At 70.9% G+C, this 24473-nt stretch carries 20 protein-coding genes; 5 read left to right on the top strand and 15 right to left on the bottom strand.

Features of this window, described 5'->3' with window-relative positions; translation table 11 throughout:
- Positions 1-10: 10 nt before the first annotated feature.
- Genes alaS through ACGFZS_RS29520 form a run of 3 tightly spaced genes read right to left on the bottom strand, consistent with a single transcriptional unit; the run spans position 11 to position 3480 of the window.
- A complete protein-coding gene (alaS, locus tag ACGFZS_RS29530) occupies positions 11-2683 on the bottom strand; it encodes an alanine--tRNA ligase (RefSeq protein ID WP_393797652.1) in 2673 nt (890 codons plus the stop codon).
- Positions 2683-3027, bottom strand: a complete 345-nt coding sequence (locus tag ACGFZS_RS29525) for a hypothetical protein (protein ID WP_355725837.1) — start codon at positions 3025-3027, stop codon at positions 2683-2685. The genes alaS and ACGFZS_RS29525 overlap by 1 nt, the downstream gene beginning before the upstream one ends.
- A gap of 12 nt (positions 3028-3039) precedes the next feature.
- A complete protein-coding gene (locus ACGFZS_RS29520) occupies positions 3040-3480 on the bottom strand; it encodes a DUF948 domain-containing protein (RefSeq protein WP_355725835.1) in 441 nt (146 codons plus the stop codon).
- 151 nt (positions 3481-3631) lie between these two features.
- Between ACGFZS_RS29520 and ACGFZS_RS29515 the strand changes: the two genes are divergently transcribed.
- The gene (locus tag ACGFZS_RS29515) at positions 3632-5797 is read left to right on the top strand and encodes an ATP-binding protein (protein WP_393661791.1); all 2166 of its coding nucleotides are present in this window, start codon (positions 3632-3634) and stop codon (positions 5795-5797) included.
- 27 nt (positions 5798-5824) lie between these two features.
- Here ACGFZS_RS29515 and rpsD read toward each other — a convergent pair whose 3' ends face one another.
- The 3 genes from rpsD to ACGFZS_RS29500 form a co-directional block, all read right to left on the bottom strand.
- Complete coding sequence (gene rpsD, locus ACGFZS_RS29510; protein ID WP_046726586.1) at positions 5825-6439, bottom strand: 30S ribosomal protein S4; 615 nt, start codon at positions 6437-6439, stop codon at positions 5825-5827.
- A gap of 304 nt (positions 6440-6743) precedes the next feature.
- On the bottom strand, positions 6744-8099 hold the full coding sequence (locus tag ACGFZS_RS29505) for a replication-associated recombination protein A (RefSeq protein ID WP_393537913.1): 1356 nt from the start codon (positions 8097-8099) through the stop codon (positions 6744-6746).
- Positions 8100-8142: 43 nt separating this feature from the next.
- The gene (locus tag ACGFZS_RS29500; protein WP_365685162.1) at positions 8143-8799 is read right to left on the bottom strand and encodes a vitamin K epoxide reductase family protein; all 657 of its coding nucleotides are present in this window, start codon (positions 8797-8799) and stop codon (positions 8143-8145) included.
- A 145-nt stretch (positions 8800-8944) separates the two neighbouring features.
- Between ACGFZS_RS29500 and ACGFZS_RS29495 the strand changes: the two genes are divergently transcribed.
- Together ACGFZS_RS29495 and ACGFZS_RS29490 are read left to right on the top strand one after the other, a co-directional pair.
- On the top strand, positions 8945-9811 hold the full coding sequence (locus ACGFZS_RS29495) for an ABC transporter ATP-binding protein (RefSeq protein WP_393797651.1): 867 nt from the start codon (positions 8945-8947) through the stop codon (positions 9809-9811).
- On the top strand, positions 9808-10656 hold the full coding sequence (locus ACGFZS_RS29490) for an ABC transporter permease (RefSeq protein WP_393797650.1): 849 nt from the start codon (positions 9808-9810) through the stop codon (positions 10654-10656). The genes ACGFZS_RS29495 and ACGFZS_RS29490 overlap by 4 nt, the downstream gene beginning before the upstream one ends.
- A 49-nt stretch (positions 10657-10705) precedes the next feature.
- Here ACGFZS_RS29490 and hisS read toward each other — a convergent pair whose 3' ends face one another.
- Both hisS and ACGFZS_RS29480 read right to left on the bottom strand, forming a co-directional pair.
- On the bottom strand, positions 10706-11968 hold the full coding sequence (hisS, locus tag ACGFZS_RS29485) for a histidine--tRNA ligase (protein WP_365685167.1): 1263 nt from the start codon (positions 11966-11968) through the stop codon (positions 10706-10708).
- Positions 11969-11981: 13 nt separating this feature from the next.
- Entirely contained in the window at positions 11982-12695 is a 714-nt protein-coding gene (locus ACGFZS_RS29480; protein ID WP_393797649.1) for an MBL fold metallo-hydrolase, read from the bottom strand.
- Between the two features lie 177 nt (positions 12696-12872).
- Between ACGFZS_RS29480 and ACGFZS_RS29475 the strand changes: the two genes are divergently transcribed.
- Positions 12873-13694 (top strand): peptidylprolyl isomerase, encoded by an 822-nt coding sequence (locus tag ACGFZS_RS29475; protein WP_393797648.1) that lies wholly within the window; start codon positions 12873-12875, stop codon positions 13692-13694.
- 135 nt (positions 13695-13829) lie between these two features.
- Entirely contained in the window at positions 13830-15059 is a 1230-nt protein-coding gene (locus ACGFZS_RS29470) for a DUF349 domain-containing protein (RefSeq protein WP_393797647.1), read from the top strand.
- A gap of 71 nt (positions 15060-15130) precedes the next feature.
- Here the strand turns inward: ACGFZS_RS29470 and ACGFZS_RS29465 are convergent, their stop codons facing one another.
- From ACGFZS_RS29465 to secD, 7 genes are all read right to left on the bottom strand, one after another.
- Positions 15131-16270, bottom strand: a complete 1140-nt coding sequence (locus ACGFZS_RS29465; protein ID WP_393797646.1) for a caspase family protein — start codon at positions 16268-16270, stop codon at positions 15131-15133.
- The gene (locus tag ACGFZS_RS29460) at positions 16251-16628 is read right to left on the bottom strand and encodes a hypothetical protein (RefSeq protein WP_393661780.1); all 378 of its coding nucleotides are present in this window, start codon (positions 16626-16628) and stop codon (positions 16251-16253) included. The genes ACGFZS_RS29465 and ACGFZS_RS29460 overlap by 20 nt, the downstream gene beginning before the upstream one ends.
- 32 nt (positions 16629-16660) lie before the next feature.
- Positions 16661-17983 carry a serine/threonine-protein kinase gene (locus tag ACGFZS_RS29455; RefSeq protein WP_393797645.1) on the bottom strand — a complete coding sequence of 441 codons (1323 nt, stop codon included), beginning with the start codon at positions 17981-17983 and terminating at the stop codon, positions 16661-16663.
- A gap of 90 nt (positions 17984-18073) precedes the next feature.
- Positions 18074-20599: a RelA/SpoT family protein gene (locus tag ACGFZS_RS29450; protein WP_393797644.1), complete on the bottom strand. Its 2526-nt coding sequence runs from the start codon at positions 20597-20599 to the stop codon at positions 18074-18076.
- A gap of 227 nt (positions 20600-20826) precedes the next feature.
- On the bottom strand, positions 20827-21366 hold the full coding sequence (locus tag ACGFZS_RS29445) for an adenine phosphoribosyltransferase (RefSeq protein WP_355729280.1): 540 nt from the start codon (positions 21364-21366) through the stop codon (positions 20827-20829).
- The gene (gene secF / locus ACGFZS_RS29440; RefSeq protein WP_393797643.1) at positions 21363-22469 is read right to left on the bottom strand and encodes a protein translocase subunit SecF; all 1107 of its coding nucleotides are present in this window, start codon (positions 22467-22469) and stop codon (positions 21363-21365) included. Before secF ends, ACGFZS_RS29445 begins: the two co-directional genes overlap by 4 nt.
- A 3-nt stretch (positions 22470-22472) precedes the next feature.
- The gene (gene secD / locus ACGFZS_RS29435) at positions 22473-24260 is read right to left on the bottom strand and encodes a protein translocase subunit SecD (RefSeq protein WP_393797642.1); all 1788 of its coding nucleotides are present in this window, start codon (positions 24258-24260) and stop codon (positions 22473-22475) included.
- Positions 24261-24473 lie beyond the last annotated feature (213 nt).

The raw sequence follows: 24473 nt of genomic DNA, 5'->3' as shown, positions 1-24473 counted from the left end.
GACCGTTTCCTTACTTCGCGGTCTCGGTCACCAGACGCTCGACGGCGTCGATGGCCTCACCGATCGCGGCCGGGTTCTGGCCGCCGCCCTGGGCGACGTCCGGCTTGCCGCCACCGCCGCCGCCGAGCGTCTTGGCGGCGGTGCGGACCAGGTCACCGGCCTTGAGACCGCGGTCGCGGGCGGCGTCGTTGGTGGCGATGACCGTGAGCGGCTTGCCGTTGTTGACCGTGAACAGGGCGACCACGGCGGCGCGTCCGCCCTGGATGCGGCCGCGCACGTCGAGGACGAGCTTGCGCAGGTCGTCCGGGGTGGTGCCGTCCGGGACCTGGCCGGTGACGACGGCGATGCCGCGGACGTCCTTGGCGGACTCGACGAGACCGGCGGCGGCCTGCAGCACCTTCTCCGCGCGGAACTTCTCGATCTCCTTCTCGGCGTCCTTCAGCTTGCCGAGCATGGCGGAGACCTTCTCCGGCAGCTCCTCCGGACGGCCCTTGATCAGCTCCTGCAGCTGGGCGACGACCGTGTGCTCACGGGCCAGGAAGTTGTAGGCGTCGACCCCGACGAGGGCCTCGATACGACGGACACCCGAGCCGATCGAGGACTCGCCGAGCAGCTTCACCAGGCCCAGCTGGGAGGTGTTGTGCACATGCGTACCGCCGCACAGCTCCTTGGAGAAGTCGCCGATGGTCACCACGCGGACCCGCTCGCCGTACTTCTCGCCGAACTCGGCGATGGCGCCCTGCTTCTTGGCCTCGTCGATGCCCATGATCTCGGCGCGCACGTCGAGGTCGCGGGCGAGCACCTCGTTGATCTTCTGCTCGACGTCGGTCATCACGGCCGTCGGAACGGCGGACGGCGAGCCGAAGTCGAAGCGGAAGCGGCCGGGCTGGTTCTCGGAACCGGCCTGGGCGGCCGTCGGGCCGAGGGCGTCGCGCAGCGCCTGGTGGGTGAGGTGGGTGGCCGAGTGGGCGCGGGCGATGGCGGTCCGGCGGCGCTGGTCGATCGAGGCGTGGGCCTTGGCACCGACCGTCACCTCGCCGACCTGGACGACGCCCTTGTGGACGTACACGCCCGGGACCGGCTTCTGGGTGTCGCGGATCTCGATGACGGCACCGGTGTCGACCCTGATCCGGCCGGTGTCGCCGATCTGGCCGCCGCCCTCGGCGTAGAACGGGGTGCGGTCCAGGACGATCTCGACCTCGTCGCCCTCGGTGGCGGCCGGGGAGGAGACGCCGTCGACGAGGATGCCGACGATCGTGGTCTCGCCCTCGGTGTCGGAGTACCCGATGAAGTCGGTCTCGCCGGTCCTGTCGGCGATCTCGCGGTAGGCGCCGGCACCGGCGTGCCCGGTCTTCTTGGCCTGGGCGTCGGCCTTGGCGCGCTCCCGCTGCTCCTTCATCAGGCGGCGGAAGCCCTCCTCGTCCACGGAGAGGCCCTGCTCGGAGGCCATTTCGAGGGTGAGGTCGATCGGGAAGCCCCAGGTGTCGTGGAGCAGGAACGCCTTGTCGCCGGCGAGGACCGTGCCGCCGGACTCCTTGGTCTCGGTGACTGCGGTGTCGAGGATGTTGGTGCCGGCCTTCAGCGTCTTGAGGAAGGCGTTCTCCTCGGCGACGGCGACCTTCTCGATGCGCTCGCGGTCGGTGACCAGCTCCGGGTACTGCTGGCCCATCATGGCGATCACGGTGTCGATCAGGTCGAGGACGACCGGACCGGTGGCGCCGAGCAGGCGCATGTTGCGGATGGCGCGGCGCATGATGCGGCGCAGGACGTAGCCGCGGCCCTCGTTGCCGGGGGTAACGCCGTCGCCGATGAGCATCACCGAGGTGCGCATGTGGTCGGTGACGACCCGCAGCGAGACGTCCGAGGCGTGGGCCTCGCCGTAGTGGACGCCGGTCAGCTCGGTGGCCTTCTTGATGACGGCCATTGAGGTGTCGATCTCGTACATGTTCTGCACGCCCTGCAGAATCATGGCGAGACGCTCCATGCCGAGGCCCGTGTCGATGTTCTTGCTGGGCAGTTCGCCGAGGATCTCGAAGTTGTCCTTGCCGATGCCCTCGCCGCGCTCGTACTGCATGAAGACGAGGTTCCAGATCTCCACGTACCGCTCGTCGTTGACGGCGGGGCCGCCCTCGACGCCGAACTCGGGGCCGCGGTCGTAGTTGATCTCGGAACACGGGCCGCAGGGGCCGGGGACGCCCATGGACCAGTAGTTGTCCTTCATGCCGAGGCGCTGGATGCGCTCCTTGGGCACGCCGACGACGTCGTGCCAGATGCGCTCGGCCTCGTCGTCGTCCTTGTAGACGGTGATCCAGAGCTTCTCCGGCTCCAGGCCGTAACCACCCTTGTCCTGGGAGCTGGTGAGCAGCTCCCAGGCGTACTTGATGGCGCCTTCCTTGAAGTAGTCGCCGAAGGAGAAGTTGCCGCACATCTGGAAGAAGGTGCCGTGCCGGGTGGTCTTGCCGACCTCTTCGATGTCCGGGGTGCGCACGCACTTCTGCACACTGGTGGCGCGGTCGAAGGGCGGCTTGACCTCACCCAGGAAGTAGGGCTTGAAGGGCACCATGCCGGCCGGGACGAGCAGCAGAGTCGGGTCGTCCGCGATGAGCGACGCCGAAGGGACGACGGTGTGCCCGCGCTCCTCGAAGAAGCTCAGCCAGCGGCGGCGAATCTCTGCCGACTCCATCAGTGGTCCTCATTCCGGTTGTGCGAGTACCTCGTGGTGTCGGGGTACTTCGGGTTGCTGCGGTTCTCGATGGCGGCGAACCGCCGGGGCGCGGGGAGCTCCGGGTCCGCGTTGATGCCCAGCGCGTCCCCCAGCTCCTCCTCCCGCTGGGCCATGTTGTCGCGGACGTCGAGCGCGAAGCCGACCGCCCGGTCCTTGATCCGGTGGCCGGTCTCCAGCGCCTTGTTGGCGGCGGTGGCGGCGAGGCTCTCCGGGGTCAGCTGCTTCAGCTTGCGGTTGACCTTGGTGGTGGCCCAGACCCCGGCGGCGACACCGGTGGTGAACCAGAACGTACGGCGGAACATATGGCCTGGCTCCTACTTTCCCCGGTTCTTCCGCCGTGCGGCCGGGACCGTCCGGCCCACGATCACGGTACGCCTGGGCTCCTTCACGGGCACGTCCGCCTTGCGGCCGGACAGCGCCCGGCGCACGCCGTAGCCGAAGGCCGCGACCTTGACCAGCGGGCCGCCGAAGGTGGTGGCGACGGTGGAGGACAGCGCGGAGGCGTTGGAGGTGACCTCCTGGACGTCCGAGGCGATCGCGTCGACCCGGTCGATCTGGGTCTGCGCGGAGCGTACGGCCGCGGAGGCGTCGGCGAGCAGCGGGACGGCCTGGTCGGTCACGTCCGCCACGAGCTTGGTGGTCGCCTTGAGCGTCTGGGCCAGCCTCGCCAGTGCGACGGCGAGGAAGGAGACCAGGATCGCCCAGAAGACGGCCACCAGGATCCCGGCCACCTCTCCACCGGACACTGCGCGCACCCGCTCCCTGAAACGTGCCTCAACATCGAAAAGTCTGCACCGAGCCTATCGCGCCGGGGGTGGGGCTCCGTACCGGATTACCGCGCGTGGCAGGCGGACTTCCGGGAAGCGATTGTACGGACCGAACACGGTTAAGTACGCTCCGTGTCCCATGCGAGGTCCTCAGCGCCCCGGCTCTTCGGCGGACGGCAATCTGCCCCTGGAACTCACCGCCTTCGTGGGCCGGTCGGCCGAACTCGGCGAGCTGGCCCGGGCCCTGGAGTCCGCCCGGCTGGTGACGGTGACCGGGGTCGGCGGGGTCGGCAAGTCGCGGCTCGCGGCCCGGGCGGCGGCCGGCGCGGCGCCCCGGGACGGGGTGTGGCGGGTGGAGCTGGCGCCGGTGCGCGACCCGGAGTTCGTGGAGTACGCGGTCGTGGAGGCGCTGGGCCTGACCGACCACACCACCCGGCTGCCGCGCGAGGCGCTGCTGGAGCACCTGGCCGCCCGCCGGATCCTGCTGCTGCTGGACGGGTGCGAGCATCTGGCCGACGCGTGCGCGGAGCTGGTGGCCGAGCTGCTGCGCCGGCTGCCCGAGCTGACCGTGCTGGCGGTGGGGCGGCGGCCGCTCGGGGTGGCGGGCGAGCGGCTGTTCCCGCTGGCGCCGCTCGGCGAGGACGAGGCGGTGGAGCTGTTCGCCGAGCGTGCCGGGCGGCAGGGTCTTGACGTGCGGGACCGCGCGGACGTACGGGAGGTGTGCCGGCGCCTGGACGGGATCCCGCTGGCGATCGAGCTGGCGGCCGGGCGGCTGCGGGCGCTGTCGCCCGGGCAGCTGCTGGAGCGGCTCGACGACCGGTTCCGGCTGCTGACGGGCGGCGGGCGGGACGGGCTCGCCCGGCACCGGACGCTGCGCACGGCGATCGGCTGGAGCCATGAACTGTGCTCCCCGGCCGAGCGGTTGCTGTGGTCGCGGCTGTCGGTGTTCGCGCAGACCTTCGAGCTGGAGGCCGCCGAGTACGTGTGCGGCGGGGAGGGGCTGGCGTCCGAGGACGTCCTGGACGTGCTGGCGGAGCTGCTCGCGCAGTCGGTGGTGGCGCGGGAGGAGACCCCGACGGGCGTGCGCTACCGGATGCTCGACACCGTGCGGGCGTACGGCGCGGACTGGCTGGCGGCGACGGGGGACGCGGGCCGGCTGCGGCGCCGCCACCGGGACTGGTTCATGGGCCTGGCGACCTGGTGCGAGCTGGACTGGTTCTCGCCCCGGCAGGGCGAGGTGGCCGCGCGGGTCGAGGCCGAGCTGCCGAATCTGCGGGCCGCCCTGGACCACTGCCTGACCGAGCCGGACGAGGCGCACCTGGGCCAGTACCTGGCGGGCTCGCTGTGGTTCTACTGGGCGGGCTGCGGCCGGCTCTCGGAGGGCCGGCGCTGGCTGGAGCGGAGCCTGGAGCTGGACTCGGAGTATCCGCAGTCCCGGCTGAAGGCGCTGTGGGTGCTCGGCTATGTGGCGATCCTCCAGGGGGACGCGGTGCCCGCGCTGGCCGCGCTCCAGGAGTGCCGTGAGGAGGCCGAGCTGGTCGCCGACCCGACGGCGGTGGCGTACGCGGAGCACCGCACCGGCTGCCTGGCCCTGGTCACCGATGACATGCCCCGCGCGGAGACCCTGCTGCGTTCGGCTCTCGACCGCTACCAGGAGATCGGCGAGCTGAACAGCAATGTGCTGATGGGCCAGGTCGAACTCGCGATGACCCGGGCGTTCCTCGGTGATCTGCCGGCCGCGGTGCGGCTGTGCGAGGACGTGCGCCGGGTGTGCGAGGACCACGGCGAGCACTGGGCCCGCTCGTACGCGCTGTACGTCCTGGCGTACGCGGCCTGGCAGGACGGCGACCACCCGGCCGCCCGCGAACTGCTGACGGACTGTCTGCGCCATGCGCACGGCTTCCGTGACCTGCTGGGTTCGGTGCTGTCGATCGAGCTGCTCGCCCTGGTGACGGTGGCGCAGGGCGATCCGGCGGAGGCGGCGGTGCTGCAGGGCGCGGCCGGGCGGATGTGGCCGTCGGTGGGGCTGCCGCTGTTCGGCTCGGCGTACTACAACGCCCCGCACGAGCTGTGCGAGGCGACGGCCCGGCGGGCGCTGGGCGACGAGCGGTACGCGGAGTGCGTACGGCAGGGCACCGGGCTGGACCGGGAGGCGGCGGTGGCCCGGGCGCTGGGGTACTTCGGGGTCCGGCCGCTGGAGGCGCTGCCGACACCGCGCGGGCCGGTGCGGCAGCGGCGGGACGCCGCCGACATGCGGAAGCCCGCCGCCTCGCCCACCCGGAAGGGCGGGGAGACGGCGGGCTGACGCTGCGGTGCTACACCCGGCCGGTGATCAGCGGGCGTAGTACTCGACGACGAGCTGCTCGTCGCAGATGACCGGAACTTCCTTGCGGTTCGGCTCGCGGTCCAGGCGGAACGCCAGGGCCTTGAGGTTCACCTGCAGGTAGCGGGGGGTCTCGCCGTCGGGGGCGAAGCCACCCTCACGGGCGACCTGGAAGAGCGTCTTGTCCTTGGAACGGTCGCGGACCTGCACGACGTCGTCCGGGCGGACCCGGAAGGACGGCTTGTCGGTCTTCTGGCCGTTGACCTGGATGTGGCCGTGGACGACCATCTGGCGGGCCTGGTAGATCGTGCGGGCGATGCCCGAACGCAGGACCAGCGCGTCGAGGCGGCGCTCGAGCTCGACGATCAGAGCCTCACCGGTCTTGCCCTGCACCTTGGAGGCACGCTCGTAGGCGCGGACCAGCTGACGCTCGGAGATGTCGTACTGCGCGCGCAGACGCTGCTTCTCCAGCAGACGGACCTTGTAGTCCGAGTTCTGCTTGCGGCCGCGGCCGTGCTCACCCGGCGGGTAGGGACGGGCCTCGAAGTACTTGACGGCCTTCGGGGTCAGCGCGATGCCGAGGGCACGCGACTTCTTGACCTTGGGGCGGGACTGGTTCGCCACTGTCTCTTTCTTCCTTCTGACTATTCGGCTTGTCAGGGTTGAGGGAGGTCGCAATCCGCAGCCGGGGAAACCCGCCGGGACCCGTTGCCGGGCCTGGTGGGCAGCCGCTCCCCTGGTCTGGGCACATACGTGCAGCACGCGAGTGGCCCACCGACCGGTCCCGTCGTGCGACGGATGGTGGTGGGCGGCCCGCGACACCGTTCGACGGTGCGCGACGCTCCTGGATCCCCCTTGCGGAGGTTCCGGCTGGTTGTCCCGCTCTGACAGCGCGGGACTCAGCGCTTCGAGGGATTCTACAGGCTGCTCAGGACCGCCTGCGACCGAGGTGGTTCCGGGTCCACTCGACGGCGTCGGCGTAGCGGGCCTCGGCGCCGTGCCGGGTCGGGGTGTAGTACTCGCGGTCCTTGATCGGGTCCGGGGCGTACTGCTGCTCGGCGATGCCCTCGGGCAGGTCGTGCGGGTAGACGTAGCCCTGTGCGTGGCCGAGCTTGGCGGCGCCCTTGTAGTGGCCGTCACGCAGGTGCGGGGGCACCTGGCCGGCCAGGCCCTTGCGGACGTCCTCCAGGGCGGCGCCGATCGCCATGGTCGCGGAGTTGGACTTGGGGGCCAGCGCGAGGGCGATGGTGACGTGGCTGAGGGTGAGGGCGGCCTCGGGGAAGCCGATCATCGCGACGGCCTGGGCGGCGGCCACGGCCATGGGCAGGGCGTTCGGGTCGGCGAGGCCGATGTCCTCGCTCGCCGAGATCATCAGGCGGCGGGCGATGAAGCGGGGGTCCTCGCCGGCCTCGATCATCCGGGCCAGGTAGTGCAGGGCCGCGTCCACGTCGGAGCCCCTGATGGACTTGATGAGGGCGCTGGCGACGTCGTAGTGCTGGTCGCCGTCGCGGTCGTACTTCACCGCGGCGCGGTCGACGACCTCCTCCAGGGTCTGCAGGCCGATCTCCTGCTCGCCCTTGTCGAGGGCGGCCCCGGCGGCGGCCTCCAGGGCGGTCAGGGCGCGGCGGGCGTCGCCGCCGGCGATCCGCAGCAGGTGTTCCTCGGTGTCCTCGGGGAGGGTGACGGCGTCCTTGAGACCGCGTTCGTCGGTGAGGGCCCGGCGCAGCAGGCCGCGCACGTCGTCGTCGGTGAGGGGTTCGAGGGTGAGGAGCAGCGAGCGGGAGAGCAGCGGGGAGATCACCGAGAAGTACGGGTTCTCGGTGGTGGCGGCGATCAGGGTGACCCAGCGGTTCTCGACGGCCGGGAGCAGGGAGTCCTGCTGGGCCTTGCTGAAGCGGTGGATCTCGTCGAGGAAGAGGACGGTCTCCTTGCCGTATCCCCCGGTGGCGCGGCGGGCGCCGTCGATGACCGCGCGGACCTCCTTGACCCCGGCGGTGATCGCGGAGAGTTCCACGAACCGCTTGTTGGTGGCCTTGGAGACGACGTACGCCAGGGTCGTCTTGCCGGTGCCGGGCGGTCCCCAGAGGATGACGGACGAGGGTCCGGCGGGACCGCCGCTGCCCTCGCCGACCAGTCTGCGCAGCGGGGATCCCGGCTTCAGCAGGTGCTGCTGGCCCACCACCTCGTCGAGGGTGCGCGGACGCATCCGCACCGCCAGGGGACTGCCGGTCGGGTCCTTCTCCTGGCGTTCTTCGGCGGCTGCGGTGAACAGGTCGGGTTCCACGCTGAAACCCTAAATCACCGCACTGACAACGCGGCGCGCGCTGTCAGCTGGTCCAGAAGTCCCACCAGCGGGTCAGGATCAGCATGCCGATGATGCCGATGTGCAGGACCGGCAGCACCCAGGTGAACTCGCCGAAGAAGGACTTCAGCCAGTTCGGGGCAGGCAGGAAGCTCTTGCGGATGTTGAAGGAGGTCACGTACCAGAACATGGTGATCGTGGCGACCCAGGCCAGCGAGCACCACAGGCACAGCGCGTTGATCCGGTACAGGGACTGGAACTGCAGCCAGGTGCAGAAGCCCACGCCGAAGAGCGTGCCGAAGTTGAAGGTCAGCCAGTACCAGCGCGGGAAGCGGGCGCGGGCCAGCAGGCTCATGCCGACGCAGATGACGATGCCGTAGCAGACCAGGCCGAGCATCGGGTTCGGGAAGCCGAAGGCGGCGGCCTGCTTGGACTCCATGACGCTGCCGCAGGAGACGACCGGGTTGAGGCTGCACCCGGGGGTGAACGTCTTGCCCTCGACCTTGGCTTCCAGCAGCTTGAACTTGTCGATCGTGATGACCCAGGCGGCCAGCAGGCCGGCGGCGCCCGTGATGATCAGCAGCAGCGCGAAGGCGAGACTGCCGCCCTCCGTGCGCGGTGCCGCGGAGGCGTGCTCGGGCTCGGGCTCGGTGGAGACGTCCTTGACTGTCGTCTTGCTCATCACGCCGATTCCGTCTGTTTGAGAGTTGGAACTTCTTCGGGCAGGGGCCATTGTGCCGCACGAGGCGCCCTGTCCACCGTTCGGTGCGCATAAGGAAGTACGCAAGGAGGTCCCGGAACGCTCGGTTCTGGCCGACCCTCGTGGCATGACAGCACACGCGAACGAATTCGCGGTGGACGTCCGGGGGCTGCGCAAGCGGTACGGCGACGTGACCGCGGTGGACGGCATCGATCTGGGCATCCGGCGCGGCGAGGTGTTCGGCCTGCTCGGGCCCAACGGAGCGGGCAAGAGCACGACGGTGGAGATCCTCCAGGGCAACCGGACCCGGGACGCGGGCGAGGTCACGGTCCTGGGCGCGGACCCGGCGGCGGGCACGCGCGCGTGGAGGTCCCGTGTGGGCATCGTCTGGCAGGACGAATCGGCGCCCGCCGAGTTGACGGTCCGCGAGACGGTACGGCATTTCGCGCACTACTACCCCAGGCCGCGCGACCCGGAGGAGGTGATCGGGCTGGTCGGTCTGGAGGCCAGGGCGGACAGCCGGATCAAGGCCCTCTCGGGCGGCCAGCGCCGCCGCCTGGACGTGGCGCTGGGGGTGATCGGCGGACCCGAGCTGCTGCTCCTGGACGAGCCGACCACCGGTTTCGACCCGGCGGCCAGGCGCCGGTTCTGGGAGCTGATCCGCCTCCTCGCGGACGAGGGCACGACGATCCTGCTCACCACCCACTACCTGGAGGAGGCGGAGGCCCTCGCCGACCGGCTGGCGATCGTCGCCCGGGGCCGGGTGGTCGCCGAGGGCGAGCCGCAGGAACTCCGGGACCGCTTCGGCACCGGCGCCACCGTCGAGTGGACCGACCCCGACGGCACCACGCGCGCGGAGCACACACAGACCCCGACCAGGACGGTCGGTGAGCTCATGCGGCGCTTCGACGGCGAGATCCCGGGGCTGCGGGTGAGCCGCCCCACCCTGGAGGACGTCTACCTCAGGCTGACCGGACAGGAGGCCGCGCGATGACCGCGACGACCACCGCGCCCGCCCGGACCCGCGACGGCGACGCCCGCCTGCCGGGCGCCTGGCCGCTCGGGCTGCGCCGGGGCGCCCTGGAGATCCGGCAGTTCTTCCGCCAGCGCGACCAGGTCGTCTTCACCTTCGCCTTCCCGGTCGTCTTCCTCTTCCTCTTCGCGTCGATCTTCCACGACGACGTCGAGGGCAGCGGGGTCACGGCGTCCCAGCTGTACGTGCCGGCCATGATGGCCTCCGGGATCATGTCGACGAGCTTCCAGTCGCTGGGCATCTCCATCGCGGTGGAACGGGACGAGAGGGTCCTGCGCCGGCTGCGCGGGACGCCGATGCCGCCGTCCGCCTACTTCCTGGGCAAGATCTGGCTGGTGCTCTTCACGGGCGTCCTGGAGACGGCGATCCTGCTCGCCGTCGGCACCACGTTCTACGACGTCTCGCTCCCGTCGGACGCGGGGCGCTGGCTGGACTTCGCCTGGATCTTCGTGCTGGGGCTGACCGGATGCGCGCTGCTCGGCATCGCGATCAGCTCGGTGCCGAAGTCGGCCAGGAGCGCCAGCTCGGTGGTCGTACTGCCGTTCCTGGTCCTGCAGTTCATCTCCGGGGTCTACATCTCGGTCGACACCATTCCCGGCTGGATGCTCGACATCGGCGCGCTGTTCCCGCTGAAGTGGCTGTGCCAGGGCCTGCGCGGGGTGTTCCTGCCCGACTCGGCGAAGGCTCTGGAGCAGGCGGGCGACTGGGAGTTCGGGCGGATCGCGCTGGTGCTGGCCGCCTGGTGCGTCGGCGGACTGGTGCTGTGTCTGCTGACCTTCCGGTGGAAGAGCCGGCGCGACGGCTGACCGGGGGTGGCGGGGTGCCCGAGAGCACCCCCGCCGCCCCGGCGGGCCGTCAGCCCAGCCTGGACTCCAGTTCCGCCACGATCTCGTTCACGCCCACCGCCGTCTGCTCGCCGGACTCCATGTCCTTCAGCTGGACGACGCCCTCGGCGAGGTCGCGCTCGCCGGCCACGATGGTGTAGCGGGCCCCGCTGCGGTTGGCGTTCTTCATGGCGCCCTTGAGGCCCTTGGCGCCGTAGGAGAAGTCCGCCGCGACGCCGACCCGGCGCAGTTCGGTGACCTTGGCGAAGAGGACCCGGCGGGCCTCCTCGCCCAGCGGTACCGCGAAGACGCTGGTGGCGGAGGGGAGGGCGAGTTCGATGCCCTCGGCCTCCAGGGCGAGGACCGTGCGGTCGACGCCGAGGGCCCAGCCGACGGACGGCAGCGCGGGGCCGCCGATCATCTCGGACAGTCCGTCGTAGCGGCCGCCGCCGCCCACCGCGGACTGGGAGCCCAGACCGTCGTGGACGAACTCGAAGGTCGTACGCGTGTAGTAGTCCAGGCCGCGGACCAGCTTCGGGTCGTCCTCGAAGGAGACGCCCGCCGCCGTGATCAGTTCGCGGACCTCCTCGTGGTACGCCTTGCAGGCGTCGCAGAGGTAGTCCCGCAGCAGGGGCGCGTCACCCAGCTGCTTCTGGACCGATTCACGCTTGTCGTCCAGGACGCGCAGCGGGTTGATCTCGGCCCGGCGCAGGGTGTCCTCGTCCAGGTCCAGGCCGCGCAGGAAGTCCTGCAGGGCCGCGCGGTAGACCGGGCGGCACTCCTTGTCGCCCAGGCTGTTCAGCAGGATGCGGAAGTTGCTGAGGCCCAGCGAGCGGTACGCCTGGTCGGCGAGGATGATCAGCTCGGCGTCCAGCGCCGGGTCCTCGGCGCCGATCGCCTCGGCACCGACCTGCGAGAAGTGGCGGTAACGGCCCTTCTGCGGACGCTCGTAGCGGTAGTACGAGCCGGAGTACCAGAGCTTGACGGGGAGGTTCCCGGTCTTGTGGAGGTTCGCCTCCAGGGCGGCGCGCAGCACGGAGGCCGTGCCTTCGGGACGCAGGGCCAGCTTGTCGCCGCCCTTGGTCTCGAAGGCGTACATCTCCTTGGTGACGATGTCGGTGGACTCGCCGACACCGCGCGCGAAGAGCTCGACGTTCTCGAAGCCCGGGGTCTCGATGTAGCCGTAGCCGGAGTTGCGCAGCGGAGCGGCGATCGCCTCACGGACGGCCAGGTACGTGGCGCTGTCCGGCGGGATCAGGTCGTACGTGCCCTTGGGGGCCTGAAAGGTGCTCACGGAAGGTCTCTCGTCACATTCCTCGTCGGGGAGCGGCATCGGCGTTCGCTCCCGGGCCGGCGGCCAGCTCCCGTAGGTACGGATTGGCGGCGCGCTCCTGGCCGATGGTCGTCTGGGGGCCGTGGCCGGACAGCACCACGGTGGAGTCGTCGAGCGGCAGGCACACGCGGGCCAGCGAGGCGAGCATGTCGTCCATGGAGCCGCCCGGCAGGTCCGTGCGTCCGATGGAGCCGGCGAAGAGCAGATCACCGGAGAAGAACACCGAGGGGATCTCGGGAGTCTCCGGCATCCGGAACGTCACCGACCCCCTGGTATGGCCCGGCGCGTGCGCGACGGAGAACTCAAGACCGGCCAGCGCGAGCCGCGCGCCGTCGGTCAGTGCCTTCACGTCGGCCGGCTCCCCCACCGTCAGCTCGCCCATCAGCTGCGTGCCGATGGACCGGCCGAGCGCCTTCTCGGGGTCGCTCATCATGTACCGGTCCTCGGGGTGGATCCAGGCCGGTACGTCGTGCGCTCCGCAGACGGGGACGACCGAGGCCACGTGGTCGAGATGGCCATGGGTGAGGACGACGGCGACGGGCTTGAGCCGATGCTTCTTCAGCGCTTCCTCGACGCCTTCGGCGGCCTCGTGGCCGGGGTCGATGATCACGCACTCCTCACCGGCGGCGGGGGCGACGAGATAACAGTTCGTCCCCCAGGCCCCGGCGGGGAACCCGGCAATGAGCACGATCGTCCTTCGTTGTGTCGGTTCGGGTGGCTACAAGCTGTGGTCCAGAGCCTACCGGCGCTGCCGTTTCCTCAGCGAACCCATATACGGTACGGGGCACACGCAGCGGTCGGCTCACACAGCGCTCAGGACGCACGCGTACCGGTCGACACACGACACGCATGAGGAGAGAACCCGGTGGTCAGCCAGGAGCAGCGGCGGCGTCAGCTCGCCCGGGAGAAGTTCTTGCGGCAGCAGCAGCGGCGCACCAGCGCACGGCGCAAGTCACGCATGCGCAACTCCGTGATCGCGTCCGTGCTCGGCGTGATCGTGATCGGCAGTGTCGCGCTGTACACGACCAATGTGTTCAAGAACGACGACAAGGCGAACGCCAGCTCGGAGACGACGCCCAGCGCCTCGCCCAGTGCCAGCAAGGCGCCGGACCCGTGCGAGAAGGCCGCGGCCGGCAAGGTGCAGAAGCTGAGCTGGAAGAAGGAGCCGGCGATGTCGATCGACACGTCGGCCGACTACACGATGACGCTGGCGACGACCTGCGGTGACATCGGCATCGCGCTGAAGACGGCGGCGGCCCCGCACACGGTCAACTCGTTCGACTTCCTTGCCTCGAAGGGCTACTTCGACCACACGAAGTGCCACCGGCTCACCACCAACGGCATCTACGTGCTGCAGTGCGGTGACCCGACGGGCACCGGCAGCGGCGGTCCGGGGTACACGATCCCCGACGAGAACCTCAAGGACAAAAGCCTGAAGGGCGGTGTCTACCCGGCGGGTACGGTCGCGATGGCCAACACGGGTCAGAAGCACACCGGCGGCAGCCAGTTCTTCCTGGTCTACCAGGACAGCCAGTTGCCGGCCAGCTACACCCCGTTCGGCACGGTCGACGCGGCCGGACTGAAGGTCCTGAAGAAAATCGCCGCCGCGGGTGAGAACACCGGAGCGGGTGACGGAGCACCCAACGCGACGGTCGTGATCAACAAGGCCACGGTCACCAAATCCTGACCACCAACTGCGAAATTTCGGTCGCGCGGGATGCGGACAGGCAACCCGCTGGTCGCCTATGTTGGCCGTGACGAAACTGTGGACGATGCCCGGGGGCACAGAGGCCCCTCGCAGGCATCATGTGGAGGAGGCGCTGTGAGCAGCGACCCGTGGGGCCGCGTCGACGAGACGGGGACCGTGTACGTGCGTACGGCCGACGGCGAGCAGGTCGTCGGTTCCTGGCAGGCGGGCTCCCCTGAGGAGGCGTTGGCCTACTTCGAGCGCAAGTACGAGGGCCTGGTTGTCGAGATCGGCCTCCTCGAGAAGCGAGTACAGACCACCGACCTGTCCGCGAAGGACGCCCAGGTCGCCATCGACCACCTGCGCGAGCAGGTGGAGGCGCACCACGCGGTCGGTGATCTGGAGGCGCTGCGCACCAGGCTCGGCGAGCTGGTGAAGACCGTGGACTCGCGCCGCGAGGAGCGCAAGGTCCAGCGTGCCAAGCAGTCCGACGAGGCCCGCAAGGCCAAGGAGGACCTGGTCGTCGAGGCGGAGCAGCTGGCCCAGTCCGACCAGTGGCGGGCCGCCGGTGAGCGGCTGCGCTCCCTGGTGGACACCTGGAAGGGTCTGCCGCGGCTGGACCGCAAGTCGGACGACGAGCTGTGGCACCGCTTCTCGCACGCCCGGTCGGCGTTCTCCAAGCGCCGCAAGGCGCACTTCGCGCAGCTCGACGCGCAGCGCGAGGACGCCCGCAAGGCCAAGGAGAAGCTGGTCGCCGAGGCCGAGGCGCTGTCCGACTCGGCGGACTGGGGGCCGACGGCCGCGCGCTACCGCGAGCTGATGACGGAGTGGAAGGCCGCCGGCCGCGCCCAGCGCGAGCACGAGGACGACCTGTGGAACCGCTTCCGCGGCGCCCAGGACGTGTTCTTCGCTGCGCGCGGTTCCGCGTTCGCCGAGCGGGACGCGGAGCAGACGGAGAACCTGAAGCTGAAGGAGGAGCTGGCCGGCGAGGCCGAGAAGCTCCTGCCGATCACCGACCTGAAGTCCGCGCGGTCCGCCTTCCGCTCGATCAACGAGCGCTGGGAGGCCATCGGCCATGTGCCGCGTGACGCGCGTCCCAAGGTCGAGGGCCGGATGCACACGGTCGACCGGGCCATCCAGGAGGCCGAGGAGGCCGAGTGGCGCCGGACCAACCCGGAGGCACGCGCGCGTGCCGCGGGTCTGACCGGCCAGCTGCAGGCCGCCGTGGACAAGCTGCGGGCGCAGATCGAGCAGGCCCGCGCCCAGGGCAACGCGTCCAAGGCGGAGAAGCTGGAGCGCGAGCTGGAGGGCCGCCAGGCGCTCCTGGACCAGGCTCTCAAGGGCCTGCAGGAGTTCGGCGGCTGACGTCCCGCGCCCCGTCGTGGTCCCCACGCGACCCCGTCGCCCTCTCCGGGTGGCGGGGTCGCGTGCTGCCGTCAGCGGGACCGCATGCCCCGTTCCAGGGTGTCCAGGGCGTGCCGGAGCACTTCGCAGGCCTGGCTGTGGTTGCCGGCGGACTGGAGCAGTTCGGCGAGGCGCCGGCACACCGTGACCGCCTCGGGGCCGAACCGCTTGTGCGTCAGCTGGAAGGCGCTCTCCAGCACCTCGATGGCCTGCCGGTCCTGGCCCGACTCGGTGAGCAGTTCGGCCAGTTCCAGATGGACGATGACGCTGTCGCCGTCGGCGTCCGGGGTGCCGCTCTGCAGGATCATCCGCAGCACCGGAAGGGCGTCGCGGGTGCGGCCCACCGATCTGAGCAGCCGGGCCAGCTGGAGCCCCGAGGAGATCATCGCCGCCTCGACCTCGGCGTCGATCACCGGCCCGGCCGGGGCGCGTCGCGAAGCGCGGGCCCGGTTGCGCACCAGCGGCAGGCGGCCCACGTCGTTCTCCTGGCTGCGCTGCGGCCGGGGCCTGTTGCGGGCGCCGAGCCGATGGTCCACGGCCCGGTAGACGGTCTCCAGGTCCAGGGTCTCGGGAGCGTCGGGCACGCCCTGCCGCAGGACGTGCAGCAGCTCGCCGGTGAACGCGGTGTGCCGCTCCCCCTCGGGGGCGAGCGCCACATGGTCCTTCGGGGACGCGGTGAGCACATAGGCGCCCTGGATGCCGGCCTGGGCGGCCAGCGCGCTGGGCGCGGCGAGCGTGCGCGCGGCGCGCCCGCTGAAGCAGCAGTCCAGGACGACGATCTTGCGGCGGGCCGGGGACGACAGGATGGCGCTGCGCAGATGCCGGTACTCGACCGCGGTGTATCCGGCGCCCTCCCGTGATCCGGTCAGGGCGAGATACAGGTCGGCGGACTCCGAGTCCCTCAGGCCGTGCCCGCAGTAGTAGACGATCAGGGTGTCGACGGCCCGTTCCCCCGCGCTGTACACGGGGTCGAGCAGCGCGGTGGCGTTCTCCGGTTCGCGCACGGTCAGGGTGTGCGCCTCGGGCAGCCCCCACACCGTCGGGTCCTGCAGGACGGTCCCGAGTTCCGCGAGGTTGCTCTCCACGGCCGGCAGCTGGGCCAGGTGGGCGTAGCGGGAGGTCCCGATCAGGACGGCGGCGGAGGCCGAGGGGTCAGGCAGTCCCGCCGTCACCGGTCCGCTCCTCGCTCTCCAGCAGTGCGACGACCTTGCGCAGGGTTTCCTCGTCGCTTCCGTCCACCTCGACCTCCAGGCCGCCCCGGCGCAGGGTGACCCGGGGCGAGCCCCGGCGCTGGGTGCGCCACTGGTCGACGGCGAAGGAGAGCTGGGCCGCGGACAGTCCGCCGCTCACCGCCAGGGAGATCAGGTCGATCAGGGTGCCCTGGTGGTCCGGTCGGGCGGGTGCGGAGCCGGCCAGCCTGCCGTGCACGGCGCGGCCGACCTCCTCGTCGGCCGTCAGCCAGCGCAGCAGCGAGCGTAATTCCGTCTCCGGGTCCGCCACGTCGTGCACCCGGACCTCGATCGCGGTCACGGTTCCCCCTTCCGCCGGTCCGCCACCGGCTGTCACACCTGCTCCTGGAGCGCTTCGGTCACCGCGGACGTGACATCGGCGAACATGGTGACCGCCTCGCCGCCGGCCCCGAGCCGGGCCAGGCAGACGCCCTGCCAGTAGTGGCAGGTGAGGGTCACGGGGTGGCGGCTGCCGAAGGACGTACGGCAGACCTCGGCGACCGTGCCGAGCAGCTCGACCGCCTCGGCCAGGGAGCCGCGCAGCACCAGGTCGACGGCCTCGCGCTGGCGGGCCTCGGCCATCTCCGGGGAGATACCGCGCCGGATCTGGTGGAGGGTGGCGCTGCTCAGGCCCAGCTCGCTCCCGCCGCGCCGGTGACGGCCCGCGGCAGTGTGCGGCGGCGACGTCCCGTCCGCCGGCGGCCAGTCGTCCGGGAGGGCTTCCAGGGGCCGCCGCGCGCGGAGGAGCGTGGGCGTCCGGTCCTCGTCGGCGGGGGCCGTGAAGCCGCGCACCGCGCGTTCCCGCAGTTCCCCGGTGGCCGCCTCGGCGATCAGTTCGGCGGCGTTGGGCGGGGCGCGCAGCAGGTCGCGCACCTCGGCGTCGCCCGGGCGTTGTGCGGGGTCCTTGGCCATCAGGTGGGCGACCAGGGCGGCGAGGTCGTCGGGGACGCCCGGAACGCCGGCCAGCGAGGGCGCCTCCTCCTGGACCACGCGGTACAGGGTGGTCATCGGGGAGCCGCCGTCGAAGGGGCGCTCGCCCTTGAGCATCTCGTACAGACAGGTGCCGAGGCCGTAGAGGTCGGAGTACGGTCCGGCCCGGTCACCGCTGATGATCTCGGGCGCCATGTAGAGCGGGGTGCCGATGAAGGCGCCCGTGGCGGTCAGCCGGGAGTGGGCCGCGTCCAGGAGGTGGGAGATGCCGAAGTCCTGGAGGACCACCCGGCCCTCGCGGGTCAGGTGGACGTTGCTCGGTTTCACGTCCCGGTGCAGCATCCCGGCGTTGTGCACGGCGGACAGGCCGGAGGTCATGCCGGCGCCGATGGCCCGGACCAGGGCGTGCGGCAGGGTGCGCCGGATGCCCAGCAGCCGGGCCAGGTCGACGCCCTCCAGGAGCTCCATGACGAGGTAGGGCGTGTCCTCGTGGAGGGCGAAGTCGTGCAGGACGACGGTGTTGGGGTGGCTGATCCGCGCGAGCGCACGGGCCTCGCGCATGAAGCGCTCCCGCAGGTCCGCGTCGGCCAGGCCGGTGCTGAGCACCTTGACCGCGACCCGGCGCCCCAGCCGCATGTCCAGCGCCTCGTAGACCCGGCCCATGCCGCCCGCGCCCAGCTGCCGACCGATCTCGTAACGGTCCCCGATGACCCCTAACTCGGCCACGCCACCCCCCGGTTACGTCTCCTCCGATGGTCCGGCGTCCGCCGCCCCGGGGGCAATCTCCGTGCGGTAACGGAGATGTGCCCCGCAGGACTAACGCTGCTGCCGCGCCGAGGTCACCCGGTAGACGTCGTAGACGCCCTCCACGCCCCGTACCGCCTTCAGGACGTGGCCCAGGTGCTTCGGGTCGCCCATCTCGAAGGTGAAGCGGGAGGTGGCCACCCGGTCGCGGGAGGTCTGGACGGCCGCGGAGAGGATGTTGACGTGCTGATCGGACAGCACCCGGGTGACGTCCGACAGGAGCCGGGAGCGGTCCAGGGCCTCGACCTGGATGGCGACCAGGAAGACCGAGGACTGGGTGGGCGCCCACTCGACCTCGAGGATGCGCTCGGGCTCACGGGACAGCGACTCGACGTTGACGCAGTCGCTGCGGTGCACCGACACCCCGCTGCCGCGTGTCACGAAGCCGATGATCGGGTCGCCGGGAACCGGCGTGCAGCACCGGGCCAGCTTGACCCAGACGTCGTCGACGCCCTTCACGACCACGCCGGGGTCCTGGTTGCTGCGCCGCTTGCGGCCGCGGGTGCGGGACGGCGGGACCGCCTCGTCGATCTCCTCGGTGGCCGCCTCCTCGCCGCCGAGCGCCTGCACCAGCTTCTGCACGACGTTCTGCGCGGCCACATGGCCCTCGCCGATCGCCGCGTACAGCGAGGAGATGTCCGGGTAGCGCATCTCGTGCGCGAGGGTGACCAGGGAGTCGCCGGTGAGGATGCGCTGGATCGGCAGGTTCTGCTTGCGCATCGCGCGGACGATGGCGTCCTTGCCCTGCTCGATCGCCTCGTCCCGGCGCTCCTTGGAGAACCAGGCGCGGATCTTGTTCCGGGCGCGCGGCGACTTGACGAAGCCCAGCCAGTCCCGGGAGGGTCCGGCGCCGGGCGCCTTGGAGGTGAAGACCTCCACAAGGTCGCCGTTGTCGAGCGTCGACTCCAGCGGGACGAGACGGCCGTTGACCCTCGCCCCTATCGTCCGGTGGCCGACCTCCGTGTGCACCGCGTACGCGAAGTCCACCGAGGTGGAGCCGGCCGGGAGCGCTATGACGTCGCCCTTGGGCGTGAAGACGAAGACCTCGTTGCGGGACAGGTCGAAGCGCAGGGACTCCAGGAACTCGCTGGGGTCCTCGGTCTCCTTCTGCCAGTCGAGGAGCTGGCGCAGCCACGCCATGTCGTTGAGGTGGTCGTCCTTGCCCTTGCCGGCCTTCGGCACGTCGGTGCGCACCTTGGAGGCGCCGGCGACGGCCTCCTGCTTGTACTTCCAGTGCGCGGCGATGCCGTACTCGGCGCGGCGGTGCATGTCGAACGTGCGGATCTGGAGTTCGACGGGCTTGCCGTTGGGGCCGATGACCGTCGTGTGCAGCGACTGGTACATGTTGAACTTGGGCATCGCGATGTAGTCCTTGAAGCGCCCCGGAACCGGGTTCCAGCGCGCGTGGACGGTGCCCAGGGCCGCGTAGCAGTCGCGGACGGTGTCCACCAGGACGCGGATGCCCACCAGGTCGTAGATCTCCGCGAAGTCCCGGCCGCGGACGATCATTTTCTGGTAGACGCTGTAGTAGTGCTTCGGGCGGCCGGTGACGGTCGCCTTGATCCGGGCCGCGCGCAGGTCGGACTGGACCTCGTCGGTCACTATGGCGAGGTACTCGTCGCGCTTCGGCGCCCTTTCCGCCACCAGCCGGACGATCTCGTCGTACATCTTGGGGTAGAGGATCGCGAAGGCGAGGTCCTCCAGCTCCCACTTGATGGTGTTCATGCCCAGGCGGTGGGCGAGCGGCGCGTAGATCTCCAGGGTCTCGCGCGCCTTCTTCTCCTGCTTCTCGCGCTTGAGGTAGCGCATGGTGCGCATGTTGTGCAGGCGGTCGGCGAGCTTGATGACCAGGACGCGCGGGTCCTTGGCCATGGCGACGACCATCTTGCGCACGGTCTCGGCCTGCGCGGCCTCGCCGAACTTGACCTTGTCCAGCTTGGTGACGCCGTCGACCAGCAGCGCGACCACGTCGCCGAAGTCGCGGCGCAGGTCCTCCAGGCCGTACTCGGTGTCCTCGACGGTGTCGTGCAGCAGCCCGGCCATCAGGGTCGCCGGGTCCATGCCGAGTTCGGCGAGGATCGTGGTGACCGCGAGCGGGTGCGTGATGTACGGGTCGCCGCTCTTGCGCTTCTGGCCGCGGTGCCAGCGCTCGGCGACCTGGTAGGCGCGCTCGATCTGGCGCAGGGTGGCGTTCTCGATCTTGGGGTCGTTGCTGCGGACTATGCGCAGCAGCGGTTCCAGGACCGGGTTGTACGGGTTGGCGCGCTGCACGCCGAGGCGGGCCAGGCGGGCGCGGACGCGGTTGGAGGAGCCGGAGCGCGCGGGCTGGCCGGTGTTGGGGCGGGCGGCGGGGCGCTCGGGAGGGGCCGGCTTGGGGCGCGAGGTCTCGGCCGACTTCTCGGCGGGCGCGGACTGGGCATGCTCGACCGGCCCACGGGTGTCGTTCTTCGTCTGCGACACGTTCGGCGCGGGCTTGGCCGCGGGCGCCGAGGCGGGCTCGGGCTTGGCGGCTGTCAGTGGCTGGGCCTCGTCTGGCAAGAGGGCTCCTCGTGCGCGATCCGGGTCCCCCGGTCAGGTTCCGGAGACCCCATGGTAGCGATCCTGGGCCAGGTCATCTCCTGCAGGCCGGACCGGGAACCGTATACGGGAGAAACACACGAGGCTGCAGCGGGATTCCACCGGGGCGTCCGCCGGGTGGCCGGGGGCCCTCGGAACACGCGAACGCCCGCCTCCGAGAGGCGGGCGTTCTGCCGGTCGTACGGCGCTCAGACCTGGAGGAGGGCCTCCAGCGGCGCTCCGTCCAGGGCCGGCTCCAGGCGGCCCCGGCCGCCGAGGAAGCCCAGCTCCATCAGGACCGCGACGCCCGCGACCTCGGCGCCGGCCCGGTGGATCAGCTGGATCGCGGCCTCGGCGGTGCCGCCGGTGGCGAGCACGTCGTCGACGATCAGGATCCGGTCGTCCCGGCCGAGGTCCTCGGCGTGCACCTCGATCTCGGCCGAGCCGTACTCCAGCTCGTAGGACTGGCGCAGGGTGGCTCCGGGGAGCTTGCCCGCCTTGCGGACCGGGATGAAGCCGAGGCCGGCGCGGACGGCGACCGGGGCGCCCAGGATGAAGCCCCGGGCCTCCAGGCCGACGACCTTGGTGGCGCCGGTGGCGGCGGCGATCCGGGCCAGTTCGTCGGTGAGCGCGGTGAACGCGGCCGGGTCCGCGAGCAGCGGCGTGATGTCCTTGAACATCACGCCCTGCTCCGGGTAGTCCTCGACGTCCCGGATGCGGCTGAGCAGCAGTTCCCTGACGTCGGTCATCGGCGCTTCCCCGAGGGCCGGCCACGGCCGCCCCGGGTGCGGGACGCGGGCTGGTTGCGCGGGCCGACGACGGCCGCGGCGGCGTCGTCGGGCTCGTCGGCACCGGCGCGGGTCTCGGCCAGCTCGTCCTCGGCGGCGGCCTGGGCCCGCTTGGCGAGGACGCGCTTCTTCAGGGCCTTCATCTGCGGCTCGGCCTCCTTGAGGTCGGCGACGAGCGGCGTGGCGATGAAGATCGAGGAGTAGGCACCGGCGGCGAGACCGACGAACAGCGACAGCGAGATGTCGTTGAGCGTGCCCGCGCCGAGGAAGCCGCCGCCGATGAACAGCAGACCGGCGACCGGCAGCAGCGCGACGACCGTGGTGTTGATCGAACGGACCAGGGTGCCGTTGATCGACCGGTTGGCGATGTCGCTGTAGGTGAACCGGGTCTGCTTGGTGATGTCCTTCGTCTGCTCCTTGAGGCTGTCGAAGACGACGACCGTGTCGTAGAGCGAGTAACCGAGGATCGTCAGCAGACCGATGACCGTACCGGGCGTGACCTCGAAGCCGACCAGGGCGTAGATACCGGTCGTGATGGTGATGTCGTGGATCAGCGCGACCAGGGCCGCGACCGCCATCCGCCACTCGAAGGCGATCGCCAGGTAGATCACCACGAGGACCATGAAGATCGCCAGGCCCTCCCAGGCCTTGTTGGCGATCTGGTCACCCCAGCTGGGGCCGACCAGGTCGGCGGCGATCGACTCGGTGGACATGTTCATGTCCTTGGCGAGCTTCGCCTTGGTGGCGTCGGACTTGGCGGTGTCCATGCCCGCGATCTGGATGCGCAGACCGCCCGAGCCGAGCTTCTGCACGACCGCTTCGTGGCCCGCGGCCTCCTTCGCGTAGGTCTCCGCCTGGGACACCGAGACGCTGGTCTTCGGGGTGGTGAAGACGGCACCGCCCTGGAAGTCGATGCCCATGTTCAGGCCGCGCACCGCCAGGCCGACGATGGCCGTGATGGTGATCAGGATGGAGATGCCGTACCAGATCTTGCGCTTGCCGACGAAGTCGTAGCTGATCTCGCCGCGGTGGAGTCGGGCGCCGAGGTTGCCGAGTTTCGACATCGCTCACGCTTCCTTCGGGTCGACAGGGCCGGCGACGGGACCGGCGGGACGGCGGGTGCGGCGCAGCGGCGGCTTGGCGCCCAGGCCCTTCGGGTCGAGTCCGGACCACTTGTGGCCACCCGCGAAGAACTTACGCCGGGCGAGGATCGTCATCAGCGGCTTGGTGAAGAAGAAGACGACGACGACGTCGAGCACGGTGGTCAGACCGAGGGTGAACGCGAAGCCCTGGACCTTGCCGACGGTCACGATGAACAGCACGGCGGCGGCCAGGAACGACACGAAGTCGGAGACCAGGATGGTGCGCCGGGCGCGCGGCCAGGCCCGCTCGACGGCGGGGCGCAGCGTGCGGCCCTCGCGGATCTCGTCCCGGATGCGTTCGAAGAACACGATGAACGAGTCCGCTGTGATACCGATCGCGACGATGGCACCACAGACGGCCGGCAGGTTCAGCGCGAAGCCGATGGCCGGGCCCAGCAGGGCCATGAGCACATAGGTCAGGACCGCGGAGACCAGCAGCGAGGCGATCGCGACAAGCGACAGGCCCCGGTAGTAGACCACCAGGTAGATGATGACGAGCGCGAGGCCGATGGCACCGGCCAGCAGACCGGCGTGCAGCTGCTCACCGCCGAGCGCCGCGGTCACAGTGGTGACGCTCTCCTCGCGGAAGGAGAGCGGGAGCGCGCCGTACGACAGCACGTTGGCGAGGCTCTGGGCCTCTTCCTGGGTGAAGCTGCCGGAGATCTCCGCCTGGCCGCCGACGATGGACTGGCTCACGTACGGGCTGGAGACGACCTCGCCGTCCAGGACGATGCCGAACTCGTTCTGCGGCTGGGAGTTCTTGGCGAGCTGGCCGGTGATGTCGGCGAACTTCTTGGACCCGTTGCCGGTGAAGGTCATCTGGACCTGCCAGCCGGAGGCGCCCTGGGTGTCGTAGACGGCCTGGGCCTTCTTGACCTCGGTGCCGTCGACGGCGGCCGGGCCGAGCACGTACTTGTACCAGACGCCGGAGATCTTGCCGCAGGCGACGGTCGTGTCGGTCGGCTTGGCCTTCTTGCCGGCCGTGGCGCGCTGCGCGGGCTTGGAGCAGTCCAGCGCGGTGTACTCGGCCTCCAGCTTCGAGGCGGCGGCCGAGGCGCTCGCGGAGGCCGAGGCGTCGACGGAGGGGCTCGCCGAGGAGGAGGCGCTGGCCGAGGAGGACGGCGTGGAGTCGGCCTTCAGGGCGTCGGTGACGGCCCGGCCCTGCGAGGTGGCGGAGGACGACGGGGACGCGGAGGACGTTCCGGTCGCCTTCTCGGACGCCGACGCACTGCTCGACGGGGTCGCGCTGGGCGAGGCGGTGGAGCTGCCGCTGGCGGACGCGCTCGGGGAGGCGCTCGCCGCGGCGCCGGCGCTGGCCTCGCTGGCCAGGACCGGGCGGAAGTACAGCTTCGCGGTGGTGCCGACCTGCTGACGGGCTTCCTCGGAGTTGGTGCCCTTGGGGATGTTGACGATGATGTTGCTCGTCCCCTGGGTCTGCACCTCCGCCTCGGAGACACCGAGACCGTTGACACGGCGGTTCATGATGTCGACCGCGGTGTCCATGTTGGCCTTGTTGATCGCGGACCCTTGGTCGGCCTTCGCCTGCAGCGTGATGCTCGTGCCGCCGGCGAGGTCGATGCCCAGGCGCGGAGTGGTGTGCCCCGAGGCGAACATTCCGCCGGTGAGCGCCACGATGGCGATCAGGATCAGGGCCAGCGAGCGCCCTGGCTTGCTCTGGGCGCTCGCGCTCCGGCCCCTCTTAGGTGCTGCCACCTTCTCGTACTCCCTCTCGGGCCGCCGCGCGCCTGGTCGGCGCGGTCGGCCATGACTGGTGTCGGGATCCCTTGCGGGAAACAGACGCGCCCGGGGTGCGGGGTGGGGGGGGGGGGCGCCCCCCCCCCCCCCCCGCGCGGGGCGGGGGGGGGGGGGGGGCGGCGGGGGGGGTGTTGGGCGGGGGGCGGCGGGGCCCCCCGCCGGCCCGGCCCC

The sequence above is a fragment of the Streptomyces sp. NPDC048288 genome (assembly GCF_043201555.1).
GTDB lineage: Bacteria > Actinomycetota > Actinomycetes > Streptomycetales > Streptomycetaceae > Streptomyces.
This window is presented reverse-complemented; position numbering and strand designations above follow the sequence as displayed.

Coding starts and splice junctions, on each gene's coding strand:
- ACGFZS_RS29500 (WP_365685162.1), bottom strand. CDS start 8,799: ATGAGCAAGACGACAGTCAAGGACGTCTCCACCGAGCCCGAGCCCGAG.
- ACGFZS_RS29515 (WP_393661791.1), top strand. CDS start 3,632: ATGCGAGGTCCTCAGCGCCCCGGCTCTTCGGCGGACGGCAATCTGCCC.
- ACGFZS_RS29495 (WP_393797651.1), top strand. CDS start 8,945: ATGACAGCACACGCGAACGAATTCGCGGTGGACGTCCGGGGGCTGCGC.
- ACGFZS_RS29490 (WP_393797650.1), top strand. CDS start 9,808: ATGACCGCGACGACCACCGCGCCCGCCCGGACCCGCGACGGCGACGCC.
- ACGFZS_RS29525 (WP_355725837.1), bottom strand. CDS start 3,027: ATGTTCCGCCGTACGTTCTGGTTCACCACCGGTGTCGCCGCCGGGGTC.
- alaS (WP_393797652.1), bottom strand. CDS start 2,683: ATGGAGTCGGCAGAGATTCGCCGCCGCTGGCTGAGCTTCTTCGAGGAG.
- ACGFZS_RS29445 (WP_355729280.1), bottom strand. CDS start 21,366: ATGACCGACGTCAGGGAACTGCTGCTCAGCCGCATCCGGGACGTCGAG.
- secF (WP_393797643.1), bottom strand. CDS start 22,469: ATGTCGAAACTCGGCAACCTCGGCGCCCGACTCCACCGCGGCGAGATC.